Origin of the sequence: Actinomadura citrea (genome assembly GCF_013409045.1) — a bacterium.
In the GTDB taxonomy this organism is placed as follows: Bacteria; Actinomycetota; Actinomycetes; order Streptosporangiales; family Streptosporangiaceae; genus Spirillospora; species Spirillospora citrea.
The window spans coordinates 3,840,338-3,858,017 of the sequence record NZ_JACCBT010000001.1 but is presented as its reverse complement, the minus strand read 5'-3'; the positions used below and the strand labels follow the sequence as shown (position 1 = coordinate 3,858,017).

16 protein-coding genes are annotated in these 17,680 nt (G+C 71.0%); 8 read left to right on the top strand and 8 right to left on the bottom strand.

Features of this window, described 5'->3' with window-relative positions:
• Position 1: 1 nt before the first annotated feature.
• Positions 2–1,075, bottom strand: coding sequence for a sugar ABC transporter substrate-binding protein (locus tag BJ999_RS18165; protein ID WP_179834395.1), 1,074 nt, complete (start codon positions 1,073–1,075; stop codon positions 2–4).
• Positions 1,072–2,112 (bottom strand): ABC transporter permease, encoded by a 1,041-nt coding sequence (locus BJ999_RS18160; RefSeq protein ID WP_179834394.1) that lies wholly within the window; start codon positions 2,110–2,112, stop codon positions 1,072–1,074. Before BJ999_RS18160 ends, BJ999_RS18165 begins: the two co-directional genes overlap by 4 nt.
• A 102-nt stretch (positions 2,113–2,214) precedes the next feature.
• Between BJ999_RS18160 and BJ999_RS18155 the strand changes: the two genes are divergently transcribed.
• The 3 genes from BJ999_RS18155 (at position 2,215) to BJ999_RS18145 (ending at position 5,525) form a co-directional block, all read left to right on the top strand.
• Positions 2,215–2,967: an SDR family NAD(P)-dependent oxidoreductase gene (locus tag BJ999_RS18155; RefSeq protein WP_179834393.1), complete on the top strand. Its 753-nt coding sequence runs from the start codon at positions 2,215–2,217 to the stop codon at positions 2,965–2,967.
• Between the two features lie 57 nt (positions 2,968–3,024).
• On the top strand, positions 3,025–4,668 hold the full coding sequence (locus tag BJ999_RS18150; RefSeq protein ID WP_179834392.1) for a thiamine pyrophosphate-binding protein: 1,644 nt from the start codon (positions 3,025–3,027) through the stop codon (positions 4,666–4,668).
• A gap of 62 nt (positions 4,669–4,730) precedes the next feature.
• Positions 4,731–5,525 (top strand): IclR family transcriptional regulator, encoded by a 795-nt coding sequence (locus tag BJ999_RS18145; protein ID WP_179834391.1) that lies wholly within the window; start codon positions 4,731–4,733, stop codon positions 5,523–5,525.
• A 137-nt stretch (positions 5,526–5,662) separates the two neighbouring features.
• Here the strand turns inward: BJ999_RS18145 and BJ999_RS18140 are convergent, their stop codons facing one another.
• Together BJ999_RS18140 and BJ999_RS18135 are read right to left on the bottom strand one after the other, a co-directional pair.
• On the bottom strand, positions 5,663–6,349 hold the full coding sequence (locus BJ999_RS18140; RefSeq protein WP_179834390.1) for an RlpA-like double-psi beta-barrel domain-containing protein: 687 nt from the start codon (positions 6,347–6,349) through the stop codon (positions 5,663–5,665).
• A 789-nt stretch (positions 6,350–7,138) separates the two neighbouring features.
• Positions 7,139–7,663 carry a hypothetical protein gene (locus tag BJ999_RS18135; protein WP_179834389.1) on the bottom strand — a complete coding sequence of 175 codons (525 nt, stop codon included), beginning with the start codon at positions 7,661–7,663 and terminating at the stop codon, positions 7,139–7,141.
• Between the two features lie 490 nt (positions 7,664–8,153).
• On the opposite strand from BJ999_RS18135, the gene BJ999_RS18130 reads away from it, so the two are divergent.
• Positions 8,154–9,248: a winged helix DNA-binding domain-containing protein gene (locus BJ999_RS18130; RefSeq protein ID WP_179834388.1), complete on the top strand. Its 1,095-nt coding sequence runs from the start codon at positions 8,154–8,156 to the stop codon at positions 9,246–9,248.
• A gap of 70 nt (positions 9,249–9,318) precedes the next feature.
• Here BJ999_RS18130 and BJ999_RS18125 read toward each other — a convergent pair whose 3' ends face one another.
• Entirely contained in the window at positions 9,319–9,588 is a 270-nt protein-coding gene (locus BJ999_RS18125; RefSeq protein WP_179834387.1) for a hypothetical protein, read from the bottom strand.
• Between the two features lie 358 nt (positions 9,589–9,946).
• On the opposite strand from BJ999_RS18125, the gene BJ999_RS18120 reads away from it, so the two are divergent.
• Positions 9,947–11,362, top strand: coding sequence for a DUF2786 domain-containing protein (locus tag BJ999_RS18120; protein ID WP_229810694.1), 1,416 nt, complete (start codon positions 9,947–9,949; stop codon positions 11,360–11,362).
• 82 nt (positions 11,363–11,444) lie between these two features.
• Here the strand turns inward: BJ999_RS18120 and BJ999_RS18115 are convergent, their stop codons facing one another.
• Positions 11,445–11,645 (bottom strand): helix-turn-helix domain-containing protein, encoded by a 201-nt coding sequence (locus BJ999_RS18115; RefSeq protein ID WP_218907561.1) that lies wholly within the window; start codon positions 11,643–11,645, stop codon positions 11,445–11,447.
• Between the two features lie 426 nt (positions 11,646–12,071).
• Here BJ999_RS18115 and BJ999_RS18110 point away from each other — a divergent pair, with 426 nt between their 5' ends.
• Complete coding sequence (locus BJ999_RS18110; protein WP_179834385.1) at positions 12,072–13,031, top strand: hypothetical protein; 960 nt, start codon at positions 12,072–12,074, stop codon at positions 13,029–13,031.
• 588 nt (positions 13,032–13,619) lie between these two features.
• Here the strand turns inward: BJ999_RS18110 and BJ999_RS18105 are convergent.
• Positions 13,620–14,048, bottom strand: a complete 429-nt coding sequence (locus BJ999_RS18105; protein WP_179834384.1) for an aldehyde dehydrogenase family protein — start codon at positions 14,046–14,048, stop codon at positions 13,620–13,622.
• A gap of 868 nt (positions 14,049–14,916) precedes the next feature.
• Here BJ999_RS18105 and BJ999_RS18100 point away from each other — a divergent pair.
• On the top strand, positions 14,917–15,600 hold the full coding sequence (locus tag BJ999_RS18100) for a hypothetical protein (RefSeq protein WP_179834383.1): 684 nt from the start codon (positions 14,917–14,919) through the stop codon (positions 15,598–15,600).
• Between the two features lie 153 nt (positions 15,601–15,753).
• On the opposite strand, the gene BJ999_RS18095 is transcribed toward BJ999_RS18100, so the two are convergent.
• Positions 15,754–16,536 (bottom strand): hypothetical protein, encoded by a 783-nt coding sequence (locus BJ999_RS18095; RefSeq protein WP_179834382.1) that lies wholly within the window; start codon positions 16,534–16,536, stop codon positions 15,754–15,756.
• 125 nt (positions 16,537–16,661) lie between these two features.
• Between BJ999_RS18095 and BJ999_RS18090 the strand changes: the two genes are divergently transcribed.
• Positions 16,662–17,600 carry an aldo/keto reductase gene (locus tag BJ999_RS18090; protein ID WP_179834381.1) on the top strand — a complete coding sequence of 313 codons (939 nt, stop codon included), beginning with the start codon at positions 16,662–16,664 and terminating at the stop codon, positions 17,598–17,600.
• Positions 17,601–17,680 lie beyond the last annotated feature (80 nt).

Below are 17,680 nucleotides of genomic sequence, written 5' to 3'. Positions count from 1 at the left end.
CTCAGCGGGCCTCCCTGAGCGGGCGCATGCCGGTGTCGGGGCTCGCGAGGAGCCTGTCCAGCTGCGGCTTGTACCACTGGTAGGCGTTCCGCACCGACTGCTGCCGCTTGATGATCTCGTCGATGTTGGAGGGGTCCATGACGAGGCCCGGCGTCTTGAACCAGCCGTCCGGCAGCCTGCCGTCGTCCTCCCGCACCGCCGTGATCAGCATCGCGGTCGCGACGTAGCCCTTGAGGTAGTGCTCGGGGTCGACGCCGGCGAAGTTGGTGCCCTTCTTGACGTACTCCAGGGTCTTCGGGTCGACGTCGAAGCCGGCGGTGAGGTACGTGCCCTTCTTCTGCTCCTTGAGGCGGCCGAGGTTGTAGCTGTCGGCGTCGCCCACGCCGAGGAACGCCAGCGCGGACGGGTTCGCGTTCACCTGCGACTGCCAGGCGCCGAAGTTCTGCGCCGGGTCACTGTAGGTCTGGAACGGGCCGAGGACGCGGATGCCGGGCGCCAGCTTCGCCAGCGTCTCCTTGATCCCCCTGGCGCGGCTGTCGAGGACGGGCGTCCCCGGGTTCGGCACCCCGACGACCACGGTGCCCTTGGCGTCCTTGCCGAGCTTCCTCACCGTCGCCTCGGCGAGCAGCCCGCCGAGCTCGTGGTTGTCGTTGCCGACGTAGAAGCCGACCTTGCTGCCGTCGGTCGGCGCGGTGTCGAGCGCGACGATCGGGATGCCCTTGTCGACGGCCTGGGCGGCGGGCCTGGTGAAGATGGGCGGGTCGAGGTTCTCCAGGACGATCCCGTCCGGGTGGGTGACGGTGAGGTTCTGGAACAGCTGCTGCTCGGCGGGCCCGTCGGTGTTGGGCGGGCCGACGACCTTGAAGTCGATGTTCCCGGCCTGCCTGGACGCCTCCGTCGCGCCCTCGTACATCTCCCGGGCGAAGTTGAGGCTGTAGTTGGCGACGGCGATGCCCATCCTGAGCCGCTCGCCCTTGCCGGAGCCGCCGCCGTCACCGCAGGACGCGGTGGAGAGGGCGGCGCCGAGCACGAGCGCGAGGGCCGCCGCGACGGGCCCGCGGGGACGCGGGATCATGGGTTCCTCCCTGATGAGCGCAGGTCACGGACGCGGCGCAGCAGCGGCGCGGCGCCGACGGCGACGAGGATCACGCCGCCGGTCGCGAAGGTCGTCCAGTTGATGGGGACCTCGAAGAACACCAGCGCCGCGGTGACGACGCCGAGGATGAGGGTTCCGGCCGCGGCGCCGAGGACGGAGCCGGTCCCGCCCTTCAGCGGGGTGCCGCCGATGATGGCCGCCGCGATGGCCGTGAGCTCGTAGCCCTGGCCGATGGTCGGGTCCCCGGCGATGAAGAACGCCAGGGCGAGGACGGCCGCGATGCCCGCCATGAGGCCCGACAGGGCCAGCGCGGCGATGCGGGTCCGGGTGACGGGCAGCCCGCCGAACTCGGCCGCCTCGGGGTTGGAGCCGATCGCCCGCACCCGCGCGCCGAACCGCGTCCGGGTGAACACGACGGTCAGGGCCACGACGGCGAGCGCGAACACCCACACCGCGTTCGGGACGCCGAGCGACCCGCCGCCGCCCAGCACGGTGAAGAACGCGTGGTCCTGCGGGAGGTCGGTGATCTGCCTGCCCTCGGCCAGCGCCAGCCCCACGCCGCGCAGCAGCATCGACGTGGCGAGCGTGACGATGAACGAGGGCAGCCGCAGATACGTGGTAACGGCGCCGTTCAGGGCTCCGACGAACGCCGACAGCGCGAGCACCGCGAGGGCCGCGGCCCACGGGTTCCAGCCGTCCCGGATGAGCAGGGCGCCGACGACGACGCCCATCGCGTACATCCCCCCGACCGACAGGTCGACCTCCCGCATCGCCAGCGCGAACACCATGCCGCAGGCCATCAGCCCGACGTAGACGGAGTTGTGCGCGGTCGTCAGCAGGTTGCCGGTGCGCAGGAAGTCCGGCTGGAGCAGTCCGACGCCGAGCACCAGCAGGATGAGCACGCCGACGACGCCGGCCTCGTCGGGGATCGGCCGGCGGGCCCGGGGGCGCCGCGCCCGGGACGCGTCCCTGTCGTTCTCCGAGGCCGGCTCGGCCGCCGGCTTTCGTACGGACATACGGCGAGCATGTGACCCGCGCCACGCCATCACAAGGGAGCCGTTTCACCCAGTGAAAACGGTGCCTTGCCCGGCGGGCGGGGGTGGCGCACGCTGCGGTCCATGAGCGAGACGCCGTCAAGCGACGGACCACAGCGGGTCGTGCTCGTGACCGGCGCGGCGGGCGGGCTCGGGCGGGAGTTCGCGATCGCCCTGGCCGCGCGCGGGCACCGGGTCGCGGGCCTCGACCTCGCCGACCTGTCGGGCACCGCGGACGCGATCGGCGACCGGTTCCACCCCGTGCGGGCGGACGTGACCGACCCCGACGAGGTCGAGGCCGCCGTGGAGGAGACCGCCGCCCGCTTCGGCGGCCTGCACATCGTCGTGAACAACGCCGGGATCTACCCGCCGCTGGAGTTCGAGGAGACGACGCTGGAGGACTGGCGCCGGGTCATGCGTGTCAACCTCGACGGCCCGTTCCTGGTGTCGCGGGCGGCGCTGCCCCATATGAAGGCGGCCGGCTGGGGGCGGATCGTGAACATCGCCTCCGCGGTGGTGTTCCTCGGACCGCCCGACCTGGTCGCGTACACCACGTCCAAGGCCGGGCTCGTCGGCTTCACCCGGGCCCTGGCGAGCGCGGTCGGCTCCCACGGGGTCACGGTGAACGCGATCGCGCCGGGCCTCACCCGAACCGGGACGGCGGCGCGGACGACGGGCGCCGACGGCGGGTTCGAGCGCGTCCGCGACCTGCAGGTCGTGCGGGCCGTCGAGGAGCCCCGCGACCTGCTGTCCACCCTGCTGTACGTGTGCGACGAGGGCAGCGGCTTCCTCACCGGCCAGACGATCAACGTCGACGGCGGCTCCGCCATGCACTGAGCCGCCGAACACCGTGCCGCCACGGCAGTGAGCCCGCGTCCAAGGGAAGGGCACCGCATGAGGCCGATCGACGCGCTGCTGGAGATCGCCCGCGACGAGGGCGTGACGCGGATCTTCGGCAACCCCGGCACGACCGAGCTCCCCCTGATGGACGCGCTGGTGGGGGCCCCCGACCTGCGGTACGTGCTGGGGCTGCAGGAGGGGTCCGTGGTGGCGATGGCCGACGGCTACGCGCGGGCGGCCCGCCGCACGTCGATGGTCAGCCTGCACGTCGCCGCGGGCGTCGCGAACGGGCTGATCGGAATGCTGAACGCGCTGCGCTCCCGCACCCCGATGGTGATCGTGGCGGGCCAGCAGGACCGGCGCCACCTCCTCCAGGACCCGATGCTGTCGGGCGACCTGGTCGGGCTCGCGTCCGCGGCGACCAAGCAGGCGGTGGAGGTGCAGCACGCCCGCGATCTCCCGCTCGTGCTCCGCCGCGCCTTCGCCCTCGCGGCACGGCCCCCGGCGGGGCCCGTGCTCGTGTCGGTTCCCATGGACCTGCTGGAGGAGGACGCCGACGTCGCGGTGCCGGCCCGCTCCCCCGTGACCGGCCCGGGCGCGGCCGAGGCGGGCGACGCGGCGGCGCTGCTCGCCCGCGCCGAGCGCCCGGCGATCATCGCGGGCGACGGGGTGGGACGGGCGGGCGCGGTGGCCGAGCTGGTCGCGGTGGCCGAGCGGCTCGGCGCGGCCGTCCACCACCAGCCGATGAACGACGGCATCGACTTCCCCACCGGCCATCCGCTCTACGCCGGGATGCTGGCGCCCCGCAACGCGGCCGTCCGCGAGACGCTCGCCGGGTACGACGCGGTCCTGATCGTCGGTTGCCGCGCGTTCATGCCGCACCACTACACCCCCGGCCCGGCCGTCCCCGACGGGCTCGCCATCGTGCAGGTGGACGAGGACCCCGCGGAGCCCGGCCGGAACTTCGCCGTCCGGCACGGCCTGACGGGCGATCTGGCCGGGACGCTCCGGGGACTCGCGGGCCGTCTCGACGGGCTCGTCCCGTCCGCGCGGGAGCGCGCCGAGCGGCTCGGAGCCCGGCACGCGCAGGCGAGGCAGGAGGCGGAGGCGGCCGCGCGCACGACATACGGCGCGTCCCCGATGGACCCGCGCGCCGCCGCCCACGCCGTCGCGGCCGGGCTCCCCGAGGGCGCGGTCGTGGTCGAGGAGGCGATCACCGTCGGGCTGAGGCTGCGCGCCGTACTGCGCCAGGACCTCCCCGGCTCCTACGTGCACACGGTCGGCGGCGGCCTCGGCTGGGGCGTCGGCGCGGCGGTCGGTACCCGGATGGCGGACCCGGACCGCCCCGTGGTGGCGGTGCTCGGCGACGGATGCGCGATGTTCGGCCTGCAGGGGCTCTGGAGCGCCTCCCGGTACGAGGTCCCCGTGACGTTCGTGGTCATGAACAACGGCGAGTACCGCACCCTCAAGGACACCCTGGACCAGAGCGGCGGCGCCTCGGCCGAGCACGGCCGCTACATCGGCATGGACCTCGCCCCGCCCGCGCTCGACTGGCAGAGCGCCGCGAGGCTGTTCGGCATCGACGCGGTGAGGGCCGGCTCGGCGGACGAGCTGCGCGACGCGGTCGCCTCCGGCAAGGACCTCGCCGCGCCGCTGCTGATCGAGGCGCCCGTCACGGGGCACGGGGCGGACCGGTGACCCGGGTCGCCGCGCGCTTCCCCGCCCTTGCCGACGGGACCGATCACGGACACCATCGGGGCATGGACGTGCGGGCCACGGGCGAGGAGCCGCCCCGATCGGTGCTGGCGCGCGGGCTCAGCCTGCTGGACGCCTTCGGCTCCGCCGACACCGAGCTGAACCTGACCGAGCTGGCGGCCCGCACCGGGCTGCCGAAGCCGACGGCGCACCGGCTGCTGGGCGAGCTGGTGCGGTGGGGCGGGGTCGAGCGCACCGAGTCCGGCTACCGGCTCAGCATGCGGCTGTTCGTCCTCGGGCAGCGGGCGCCCCGCCCGCGGGGGCTCCGCGAGGCCGCGCTTCCCTACCTGGAGGACCTGTACGAGGCGACCCACGAGAACATCCACCTGGCCGTCCTGGACGGGACGGACACCCTCTTCCTGGAGAAGGTGACCGGGCGCCGGTCGATGCCGATCGTGTCCCGGGTGGGCGGACGGCTTCCCGCGTACTGCACCGCGACGGGGAAGCTGTTCCTCGCGCTCGGGCCTCCCGGGCGGCTGGAGCAGGCGCTCTCGGCCGGGCTCGTCCACTACACCCCGCACACGATCGTCATGCCGGGGCTCCTGCAGCGGGAACTGGCCCGCACCGCCGACCGCGGCTACGCCCTCAACCGGGAGGAGTCCGAGGCCGGGGTCTCCGCCGTGGCGGCGCCCATCCTCGACCACCGGCGACGGGTGATCGCCGCGATCTCCATCACCGGCAACGCGTGCCGGCTGGACCTGGACCGGCTCGCCCCGGCCGTGCGGACCGCGGCGCGGGCGCTGTCACGGGAGCTGGCGCGCGAGAGCACGGGCGAGCTGAAAATGGGGATTCCCCGGTGATCTTTCGATACCGGGGAATCCCCGTTTTCCATGCACCGGCAGCCCTGCGCCGGGTCTGGAAGAGGTCCGGCGAGCCCGCGCGGGCGGGCTCACATTCGCACTGTGAGCCGTTTCACGAATGGTCCGCCGGCCTCATGTCATGAGCCGAAAGGCTGGGGCATGCCCTTCTTCCCGGCGCCGTGGCCCCAGGACAGGACCTCCCACTTGACGCCGTTCAGGTGGCCCTCGCCGGTGCCGGCGTTGTACTTGCTTTCCGGCTTCTTGCCGTCCAGCAGGTACCGGAAGGTGTAGGTGTCGAGGTCGAGCATGACGCCCCGGTGGGACGGCTCGCCCGGCCCGCGGTCCCCGACGAAGCCGGTGATGCTGCGGCCCTTGTAGGTGACCTTGACCTTGGTGTGCATGGGCCAGCTCGGGCTGGCGAACAGGCCCTTCTGCATCGGCTTGCCACCGGCGGGGGCGCCGGTGTCGCCGTTCACTCCGGACCCGTCGTCCCAGAAGTAGGACGCCTTCGTCTTGCCGCTGAGCAGGGCCTTCGGGCCCTTCTTCGCGGGCTTGGCGTCCTTCTTGGGCTCGGCCTTCGAATCGGCGTTGGAGTCCGCCTTGGCCTTCGCGGGGGCCTTCGGTGCGGTGAACTTGCCGAGCGCGCCCTTGTCGGTGAGCCGGTCGGGGGACTTGTGCTCCTGCGCGGCCACGGCCTGCTGCGGGAGGAACTGCTTCTTGGGAGCGGAGTCATCGCTCGCGGCGGCGACACCGGCCACCATCATGCCCGCGAGGGCGGTGCCGGTGACGCCGGTCAGGATGACGTTGATCGCTCGCTGCTGCATGGAGATCCTTCGTTCGGGGTACAGGGCTGCCGTTCCGCACGGAAGGACACGCAGGTCACGCGCCTGTTTCCGGGCAGGGGTGAACGGCTCCGAGACTCGAGACTCGGGAGATGCCGCCGCGAGAGAGACCCGCTTTGGAACGATCCACGGGCATGGTGGACCGCGCCCGCGCTCGATCGCGCACGACCGGTCTCGGACGTGCGTGGTGACACGGGCTTGGGTAAAGCGGGAAGGATGCCGACCGGGGGCTCACAGGCCCAGCACGGTGCGCGGCCGCTGCATGGTACGGCTGCGTTCGGCGAAAGGGATCCCGCCTGGCGGGCGGGAAGCGGCGGTTATGCGATTGGCCAGGTCAACGGTTCTTTGACCCTGACCTGGGGATGACTATATACGGCATTACCGTGCTTTCGCCAAACGGGGGATTTCTTTACCTTTGGGAAGGTAGATCTTTTAAGCCCGGACTGGACCGGAGCGCCTTTCCCATAGGGCCTGAGAGCCGGTCACCGGGTGCCGAGCCCACCCCAAGAAAGATCTTTACTCCGATGGCCCCGGCTCCGCCGCGACCCCTTGCCTCGCTCTGCCGCGGGCACGGGGAACAGCTCGGGGGCGCATGGGCGCTGAAGATGGGTGGCCGCACACGCACACCCTGGACCCGTCACAGCGTATGCGCGACCACAGGAAGCAGTCGGACCCACATGATCGGACCGCTCGGCGCAGCCGCATACCCGCTCAGCGCAGCCGCATACCCGCACGGCCGTGAGCCGCGCGGGGGAACGTTCTCGTCAGCCGTCAGTGCGTCGGGTAGACCGAGGGCACGAGCGGCGTCGGGCCGGTACCGCCGGTGAAGACGGTGGGACTCGGCTGCGGCGGAATGTAGGGCGACTCCGCATAGGGGCCCTCCGCGTACGGCGACTCCGCGTACGGAGCCTCCGCGTACGGGGGTTGCCCGTAAGCGGGCGCACCGTAGGCGGGCTCCGCATAGGCAGGCTCCGCGTAGGGCAGGCCGGCCACGATGGGGCCCTGGGCCGCCGGGACGGCCTGGGCCACAGGCGGCGGGACGGGCGGCGGCACATGCGAGCCGTCCGCCCGGCGCTGCTCCGCCGCCGCGCCGCGGCGCTCGGCCAGCACGGCCATGAGGGCGCGGGCCGTCTCGGCGTCCATCTTCAGCAGGACGCTCGGCATCCCGGCCTGGTCGACGAACGGGGATACCGAGGGCGTAGTCGGCAACTGCGGAAGTGCCGCCCGCATCTCCTCGCGGAGATCCTGGGCCAGCCGCAGCGCCTGTCGGTCACTGTCGTTCAAGTGTGCGGTCATCGCGATCTCCGGGGAGTTCACGTGCGGGGGTCCGGGGCAATCCTGCTAGGGATGGCGTGCAGGTGCAAGAGCTGATGCACGTGCATTTCAAGAAAAATCCTGCCGTAACCCCCACGTCGGTCGATCGTTCTCGATCACGCCACGACACGCTCGCAGGGCGTCTGCAACGGCTTGACCAGCACGGATCCGAACGGTCGGCCCGCTCTTCCGGCCCGATGGCCGCCGACGGCCTGCACGGTGCGTGCTTCCCCGACCACGCAGACGGAAGCCGGATTCTGGCGAAGATCCATGCTCAGTCCGGCCCGGGTGGAACGCGGAGTACCGGACCGACACGTTCGCGAGGTAGCGCCAGGTCACCGTCCCCGCCGCACGGACGGACCAGCCGCCCCGCGGAGAGAGATCTCGATCACGCCCTGCACCCGCCGGCCCGCCAGCGTGGTCCACAGCATTGCGCCGAACGCGGGTGTCCATCAGGCGGCATTCTGGACGGATGACAGAGACCCTGAGCGTCCGGGCCCTCAACCGGGCCACGCTGGCACGGCAGATGCTGCTCGCACGGGAGCCGGTTCAGGTAACCGAGGCGGTGGAACGGCTGTGCGGGATGCAGGCCCAGGAGCCCAAGCCGCCGTTCCTGGGGCTGTGGACGCGCCTCGAAGAGTTCCAGGCATCCGATCTGCACTCCGCCTTGCACGACCGATCGCTGGTGCGCGCCACCATGATGCGCGCCACGCTGCACCTGGTGACGAGTGCGGACTACAAGGCGTTCCGTGCGGCGATGCAGCCGATGCTGGACGGCGGGCTTCGGGTGCTGGGCGACCGCGCCAAGGGGCTCGATCTGGAGAAGGTCGTCCCCGCCGCACGCTCTCTCTTGGCGGGAGAACCTCTCACGTTCAATGAGGTACGCGCGCTGCTCCAGCAGCAGTTCCCAGACGTCAACGACCGTGCCCTCGGCTATGCCGTCCGGCTGTGCGTGCCTCTGGTCATGGTGCCCACCGAGGACAGGTGGGGCTTCCCGCGCTCGTCGCGCTTCGCGCTGGCAGACTCCTGGCTGGATTCGGGGCCGGACGCTGAGAACGCCATCGACGAGCTGATGCTCCGCTACCTCGCCGCCTACGGGCCGGCGTCCGCCGCGGACGCGCAGACGTGGTCCGGACTGTCTTCGACCGGCGAGGCTCTGGAACGCCTTCGCCCAGGTCTGCGCACCTTTACCGACGACAAGGGCCGGGATCTGTTCGACCTGCCGGACGCGCCGCGCCCCGGTGAGGACGCCCTGGCCCCCGCACGGTTCCTGCCCGAGTTCGACAGCCTCGTCCTCGCGCACGCCGACCGCAGGCGCGTCATCGCCGACGACCATCGCCCCATGCTCACGACCAAGAACCTGCGCGTCCGCGCCGTCTTCCTATGGGACGGGTTCGCGCGCGGCATCTGGGAGACGGAGTACAAGCGCAAGGTCGCGACGCTCCGGATGCGCCCGTTCGAGGCTCTCCCCCGGACCGCCATCGAGGAACTGAGGGCCGAGGGCGAAGCCATGCTGCGCTTCTTGGAGCCGGACGCAAAGGAAGCGGTCGTCGCCGTCGAGGGGTAGCGAGACCGCCTCCGGCCTCGCGTGCGACAGCCCCCGGAACGATGGCCGGGGGCTGTCGGGATGACTGCCGCTAGCCGGCGCCGTCCTGCCCGCGCATCTCCTCGACCACGACGCTCTGGTACGCGCGGGAGGTGTCCGGGACGTAGCTCAGCCGCGCCAGCGCCTTGCCGTCGTGGTCCCTGATCTCGAAGTGGTAGCCCTCGCCGGTCTCGCCCACGTGCGCCGCGGCCTGGTCGTGCCTGAGCCGGCACATGGTGTCGACCTTCTCCAGTGCGACCTTCAGGCTCCCCGCGTCGCTGATGAGCCGCGCGGGCTCACTCGTCTCCCAGATCTCGAACATCAGTGTCCTGTCGGCGGTCGGTCGGAAGGAACGGGCGGGGCATTCCAGACGTCTGGGATAGCTTGCGCCTATCTCGTGGATCTTTCAATCAACGAAGATATCGGATTGATCACTATTCGAAGTTGTCCACGCTCATACTGTCATGTCCGCATGTGACGGCGGTCCACCGTTAGTCGTCCGAGTCGGGTTCGGCGTGGTCGCCGCCCCAAGGACCGAACATGATTCGGACGAGCACGCCCATTCCGCGACCGAAGCGAACCGACGCAGCCTTTGCACCTTCCGGCCGGACAGCGGCGAGCCTCGTCACCGCCGGATGGGAGGATCGTCCCCCGGGTGACGTCGGACGGCAGGAGTGGCGGTGCGGAAGACCTGGCGGGGCGGCCGGACGTTCGAAGCCTCGGTCGCCCGCACCACGGACGAGGCGGTGCGATCGCTCGCCCGCGGCGACCGCACCCTGTTCCGGCGGCTCGTGGGCGAACTGACCGACCGTCCCGACACTCCCGGCTGGTCGGTCGCCGCCGACCGCTGCCTCTCCGACCGGCTGCGGCGCGGGATCACTTCCGCCTGGCGGCGCGGCTGGCAACCGGCCGACCTGGTGCGCTTCACCACCCGCCGGCACACGACCCGCCACGCTCGCCTCGCCACCGACGCGATCGCCGACGAGATGCGCACCTACTCCCCCGGCACCGTCGACGATCGCTGGCACGAACAGCTGGCCGCCCTCCAGGCCGATGTGTGGTGGCCGGATGACGGCTCTCACCCGTCCCACTGGTGCCGCCGCGAAGAAGTCGCACGCGCGACCTACGTGACCTGCGCCCTCGAACTCATCCACCTCCTGGAAACCCTCGCGAGGCTCCCTCCCATCACCCCACCTCCTGGTACCGGTAAGCCCAGGACGGGCACCCCCCGCGGGAACGGCCATGGCCCGGGCGCGTTCAACGCAGGGAACCCCAGCGCCGATACGGACGAGGACTCCGCGGGAACGCCTCGCCCCGGCGGGGAAACGTCCGGTTCGGGGAGGGCCCGTAGTGGGTCACCCGGGAAGGCCAGGGGCGGCGACAGGCGGGCGGAGGCCGATCAGCGGATTCTGGGACGGGTCCGTGCGCTTCTGGCCAAGGCCGAGTCGACCGAGTTCCCCGAGGAGGCGGAGGCGCTCAGCACGCGCGCCCAGGAATTGATGGCGCGCCACAGCATCGACCACGCGCTGCTCGCCGCGGAGACAGGCGACATGAGAGGCCCTGACGGGCGGCGCATCGCGGTGGACAGTCCTTACGACGCACCCAAGGCCGTCCTGTTGACGGTGGTGGCCGAGGCCAATCACTGCCGCGCGATCTGGCATCGGGAGCTGGGGTTCTCCACCGTCCTCGGGTTCCCGGCCGACCTGGCCGCAGTGGAGATCCTGTTCACGTCCCTGCTGGTGCAGGCGACGTCCGCCATGGTGCACGCGGGGCCAAGGCGCGACGCCCGCGGACGGTCACGAACGCGTTCGTTCCGCCACGCGTTCCTCAGCGCCTACGCCGTCCGCATCGGGGAGCGGCTGCGAGGAGCGGCGGACAGGGCGGCCGCGGGCGCCGGCGGGAAGGATCTGCTTCCCGTGCTGGCGGCGCGCGACCAGGCCGTCGATCAGGCCGTCGACACGATGTTCCCCGGCCTCGCCAAAGGGCGGGCGGGTTCGGTCTCCAACTATGAGGGCTGGGTGGCCGGGCGGGCGGCCGCCGACGTCGCCAGCCTGAACGGGCGCTCCGAGGTCACCGGGGCGTTCCGCGGTCCGTAGCGCACGGGGTCCCCCCGGGGGGCGAGGGGGACGTCCGGCCATGTGCTCGCTTCTTCCTTGTCTCGCTGTGCTCGGGAGCGGGTCAGTCCTTCTTGCGCCGGGTGTTGCCGCCCCGGCCGCGCAGCGGCACTCCCGCCTCCTTCAGGACGTTGTAGATGAACCCGTACGACCGGCCGGTCTCGGCGGCCAGATCGCGGATGCTCTCGCCGGCGGCGTACCGCGGAGCGAGTTCGGCGGCGAGCCTGGTGCGTTCGGCACCGGTGACGCGGGTGCCCCTCGACATTGTTCGAGCCACGGGGACCTCCTGATTTGAAGGCTGGGCGGCGGGGCCCGTCCCCGCAGCTCACAGCAGTGTTGATCTCCCCAACGTACACATTCCCCCCGATTGCGCCGTCGATGCCGCGCGAATCACCGCGAATTCGGCCGAAGCTGGTCTTTTCCATGGCGAACGGCGTGTCGGAGCTAGACAGACGTGTCTGTCACCGCCACCTCTCGGCCGATCCGCCGGATCACCCGCTCCGGCCGCCCCGGGACCGGAACCCCGCCTCCCCCACGAGCCCGACCGGCTCCACCGGACACCCCGCCCCGAACGGCCACCGGCCTCACAGCCGCCGCAGACGATCGGGTTATCCACAGAACCGCGTTCTCCTGCCCCTCGCCCGGACCGCCGCGCATGCTGGGCGCGTCCCGACAGCCGAGGAGGAGTCCCATGGCCACGATCACATTCCCGGTCCCGTCCACCACCACCTCACGGTTCGCCGTGGCCGCCACCAACATCCCGGAGGGCCCCGCCGCCCTTCTCAGAACCGTGGACGGCCCCTACCTCGCCCACATCGCCGGACGCCTGGGCACACGCCAGCTCCAGGTCGCCCGCGAAGACCTCACCTGCCTTCGCTGGGACCCAGGGCAGATCACGGCCGCCCGACCGGAGGACCGGCAGCTCGCACGCGCCTTCAACGAGGCCGAGCAGTTCGCCGTCGTCACCGCGTTCGCCCCGATCACCGACCAGCCCCGAGCGGTCCAGGTGGCCCGCGCCGCCGCGTACGCCCTCGCCGAGGCCACCGGAGGGATAGCCGCCGACCTGGTCACGGGCCACGTCCTGACCCCGTCCACCCGGGAGAGGACGCGATTCGTCCTGGCCGACCGATGGCTGGGCGACGTCCTGCCGCCGTTCCGTGCCAACGGCCGCTGCACCGCCGCCGACCCGGGTGTCGATCCGGAAGGCGTCAACGGCTGCGCCTGCCTCCGGCTGCGCACCCGCGGCCTCCGCCGCTTCGGCCTGCCCGAACTCCAGATCACCGAGGTCGCCTGCCCGCACGACCTCACCGCCCTCAACGTCCTGCGCACCACCGCCCGCCGCCTCCTGACCGACCACTGGTCCTGGCTGGCCACCGGCCCGGCCGTCAGCGACCGCGCGATCCCCGACGCCCTCGACCTGACCCAGAACGACTTCAACGACTTCTGGGGCACCACCCGCCGAGTCCCCCTCACCCCGCCGTCGCCCTTCCAAGTCCACCTCTCCCCGCTGACCGCCCGCCTCATCGCCGTCGGCCCGCCCGCCCACTTCGAAGGCACGATCAATCACTGGCTCTGGGGCGACACCCTCCCGTTGGGCCTGCACGACGCCCAAGACGCCCCCGCATCCCACCCCCTCCCCACGGCCGCCTAGCACCGCGCCCCAAGGCCCAAGCACCGCAGCGGCCCGACGGCCGTCCCGCCCGCCTCCAACAAGCCACCGCCCACTCGCCACCGCCTTAGCCACCGCCTTGGCCACCGAGAAAGGACCACGGCTCCCGACCAGGAATCCGTCTCATCGACACGACAACTGGCAGCACTGCAACGCCCACGCCGCGCCTCAGAACCCCCGGCCGTCCCGCTCCAGGGCGGCCGGGACCACTGACAACGCACCGCCGCGAAGGCCCAGGCTCCACAACAGAGATCGACCGCGCCGAGACCAACAGGTCATGGCCCGGTCTTCACCGGCTGGTACCGGCTCATGGCCACTGTGTCGTCACCGAGCCCAGAGAGACTCTGGCCAACTCCCGACCGACTCCCGCATACGGCGCGGCGGGCAGAGGACGCCACGGTGGCGATACGGCCCGATCGGGCTGTGGGAGGGCCTCTGCGTGCTGCGCTCCAGCGGCCGGGCGCGAGCTGACCCATGCTGGCGCGTTCAGCGCTGCGATCACCGCGGTAGAGCAGATCGATCAAAGAGCGGCACCAAGTCGATCCAGACAAGCCTGACCTTGCCACCGGTTCAGCGTCTGGCGAGCGGGCGAAATTCACGACCGGCGTCGATGATGAGGCCGAGGGCGACTGGCCCGGCGGCCGGGTCGCCGACCGGGAGCTTGTCGGCCCTGTCTGCCAGCGCCGCCACGTACTCGGCGTGCAGGCTCTCGTGCACCAGGTGCCGCCCGGAGGTCATGCAGATCTGCCCCTGGTGCAGGAAGGCGCCCCACGCCCCCGCCGACACCGCGTCGGCGACCCGCGCGCCCGGCAGCACGATCAGCGCGTTGTTCTCGATCTTCGGCCGGATCGGCGGCCACTCGCCTTCCTGGTCAGGTTGGCAGAGTTGAACACCCGGGAGAGTCGGGGCGAGGGCCGCAGTGACAGCGAGTGACAGTTTTGGGGCCGTGCCGTCACCCGAGCATGCCACTTCGGAGGGCTCCTCAAGAAGTCCGATCATGTGCTGATCATGCAGGTGTCGTTGCTTGTGGAGGCCTTATCACCGTCCCCCTCATCGCGCACCCCTTTGAATGCGCGGGAATTCAGCACTCTGGCGGCCCAACGGGCAGCCGGAGGGGCAGGCAGCGATATTTAGGATGATCCGGAAAATGCCCTACATATCAGTCGCGGATGCGGCGGCATCGGCCTCACCTGATCATCTGAGCGGACTGTGGGTAATGTTCAACGCTCCGTAGCCAAAGTGGCTACGATCGGCATTCACACGGTGACCGACGCGATCCCCCGGGGCGAAGATGAACCGTTTCCTGGCACATCCCAGACTCGCCGTCGCCTTCGGCGAATGGCTCCGCTGCACCTGCGGCTTCCTGGGCTGTACCGCCATGGCCGGCGCCATCAGCATCGGTGCGGCGGCTCCGTCCGACGCCGCCGCCGGAACCGAGCCGGAACCGCACAGGCCCGTCCCCCCTGTCTGTCGCCACGCCGCCGGCGACCGGTACACCGCACATAAATGCAAGGAGGCATGGGTGGCGATGTACGAGAGGTCTCGGAGACGTTCGGGACACGGAGGAGATTTTCCCCGCTGGGGCCACCGGTACGACCGCAAACCCAAGAAGGAACACAATGCGCCATCGCCGCGCCCGCTCGAGGACCCGGCACCCAATGCCGCCCCGCCAGGCCGTCCGAGAGGCGCATCCCCTTCTCCCAGCCCCTCCCAGCGCACTTCCAAGCCCTCCCAGAGCACTTCCAAGCGCACCTCCGCACCCGCCGCCCCTGTACAAGCACGCGACCAGGCCGACGAGATCGATTCACGTCCTTCCTCGCTGCAGCCGGTCCTGCTCCTCGGCCTACTGCTCCCCGCCGCAGCGGCGATGTGCTATCCGTTCCGGCATCGCATCTACACCGCCGCCATCGCCGGCCTGTCCCCCGGTCCAGCACCCAACGCCCAAAACCCTCAGGCCGCGCACTTCACCTACCGCCCCATGCTCAACCCGTTCGCCACACCGGCCGCAGGCCTCAAGGGCCCGGGCGCCACGTCCACCGCGCGGGTACTGGCACTGACCGCGCTCGACGCGCACGGTGACGACTCGCTGGTCGTCGTCCCACGGCCCGACGCCATCACCCTCTTCGGTCTGGCCGAGGACGAACTTCTCGACGACGACACGGCCGGGCTCTTCATCCCGGGGAACCTCGACGCGGCCCTCGCCTACCTGGAGACGGAGCTCGCCATCCGGGAGAAGAGCGGCGTCTCTCAGGGGCGTCGTCTCCTTCTGGTGGCCGACTGCGCCCAGGAGGCCGAACGGATCACGGCGCTTCTCACACACCACCCGGACGCCGTGTTCGCGGTCCTGCTCGGTCACTGGACGGGCGACCAGGCCACGATCGACGACGAGGGCCTGGTCGAGGCGCCTCCCGCCGTGGCGTCCAACTTTCCTTCCCACCTTCCGGCGATGTCCCGTACGGAAGCCCGTGACCGACTGATGAAGGTCCTGGACCGGCACAAGGGCACCCGGAAGCCGCCGAGCCGCCGCCGCTCGACCTCCCGACGCGGTTAGACGACACCCGCGCCGCACGTCAACGCCCTGATGCTGAGATCTCCCCGGGCGAACGCACCGAGCGGCGACTCCATGCCTTCCCAGGTCGTCACTGCTTCTTGTGCAGCCCGTCCGGGCGTGCTCTCGCGGGACCTCGCGGGCGGGCCGGCCGCGCTAGGGGGTCAGGGTTTCTTGCCTCGCTCGATCGGCCCTGATCATTGTGAGGCTTCTCAACGCTCGCCCCAAAGGGGCGGTGTCCGGGGGCTCGCCGGCGTCGCGGTCCAGAAAGGCAGAGCACCGCAGGATCCAGGCGCGGACCACGTCTTCGGCGCGGGTCTCGGACCGGCGCGTTCGGGCGAGGACCATGGTCCGTTGTTCCTCCCCCACCTGACGGGTCAGGTGCTCGTCCGAGCTCAGTGCCTGGACGTCGGAGAGTGCGTAGCGGCCGAGCCTGTCCGTTGCCAGGCCGCGTTCGCTCGCGATCCGGTCGAAGGTCTTGCGGGGCCAGCCGAGGATGGTCGCCGCTCCGCCGGCGTCGACGGTGTCGGTGAGCGGGCCCTTCCTGGCGGTGACCACTCGGCGCACGGAGTCGGGATCGAGCCGGTCCAGGTCGTGAAGCAGGTAGACGGGAAATCCGCGGAAGGTACTGATGACGTCGAGGTCGCCTCGGGTCACCAGGACCTCGACGTCCCCGCGCTCGACGTCGAGGCCCACCCGGGACGCCAGCCGGGCGGCGGCCCTCGCCGAGCCGATCGGGGGCTCGTCGCCGAACCGGGCGACGATCTCCTCGCGGCGGCCGACGGCCCCCTCGGCGAGGGCGGCGGACCACCGGTCCCCCTCAAGGTCGGGTTTCGGGAGCAGCCCGTGTTCCAGGCCGAGGCGCAGCTGCCAACGAGCGAGACCGAGAAGGGTGGCGAGCTGGTTGGCACCGTGATCGGCGCGCGTCGTCTCAGGCATGGCCGGGCCTTTCTTGTCGCGTTGACTTGGACGTGACCCAGCCTCATGGATGGATGCCACCCCAACTGCTAGAACGCGGTTCTGTGGATAAAGGCGGCCGGGCGTCTGCATGGAAGGCTGAAGGCATGGATGCGATACGTCGGCTCGGAGTCGGTCTTGCCGCGCTGGGGCGGCCGGCCTACATCAATGTGGGAAGCGCCGGAGAACTGCCGGCGGGGCGGAGCGTGGAGGCGATGCGCGAGGCGACCTGGAGCGTCCTCGACGCCGCCTACGCGGCAGGCGTTCGATGGGTGGACGCTGCGCGCTCCTACGGCAGAGCAGAAGAGTTCCTTGGCGGCTGGCTGGCGGCCCGCGCCCCCGAAGGGATCCGCGTGTCGAGCAAGTGGGGCTACGCCTACGTCGGCGAGTGGAGGGCCGACGCGGAGGTGCACGAGGTCAAGGAGCACAGTCTTGGCCGGTTTCGGACCCAGTACGAAGAGACGCGAAGCCTGCTGGGCGGGCACCTGGCCGTGTATCAGGTGCATTCGCTCACGGAGGAGAGTCCGCTGTTCCGGGATGTTCCCCTACAGGAGGCTCTGGCCCAGCTGACCGCTGAGGGTGTTCGCGTGGGGTTCTCGACATCCGGTCCACGGCAGGCAGACACGATCAGGCGGGCCATGGGATTGGAGGTGGCCGGTCAGAGGCTGTTCAGCACGGTCCAATCGACGTGGAACATCCTGGAGCCCTCTGCCGGGGAAGCGCTGCGCGAGGCCGATGACGCCGGTCTGCATGTGCTGCTCAAGGAAGTGCTGGCGAACGGCAGGCTTGCCGTGCGGCCACCCATGGAGGTGGAGAACCTCGCATCCAAGCATGACGTGGGGCCCGACGCTGTGGCTCTGGCGGCGGCACTCAGCAACCCTTGGGCCGGCACCGTCCTCATCGGCGCGGTGAGCACGGCCCAGTTGCAGACCAACCTCGCGGCGACGGATGTGCTCCTGGATGAGGGCGACCTGGAGGATCTGGCGAGGCCGGCCGTCCCAGCGGAACGCTACTGGGCCGAACGGAGCGCGCTCTCCTGGACGTGAGCGGTCGGACGAACCCACGTCCCGTGGCACGATTTGAGCACGCCCCACCATGATCGGATAGCCGTGTCCCTGCAGCCCGA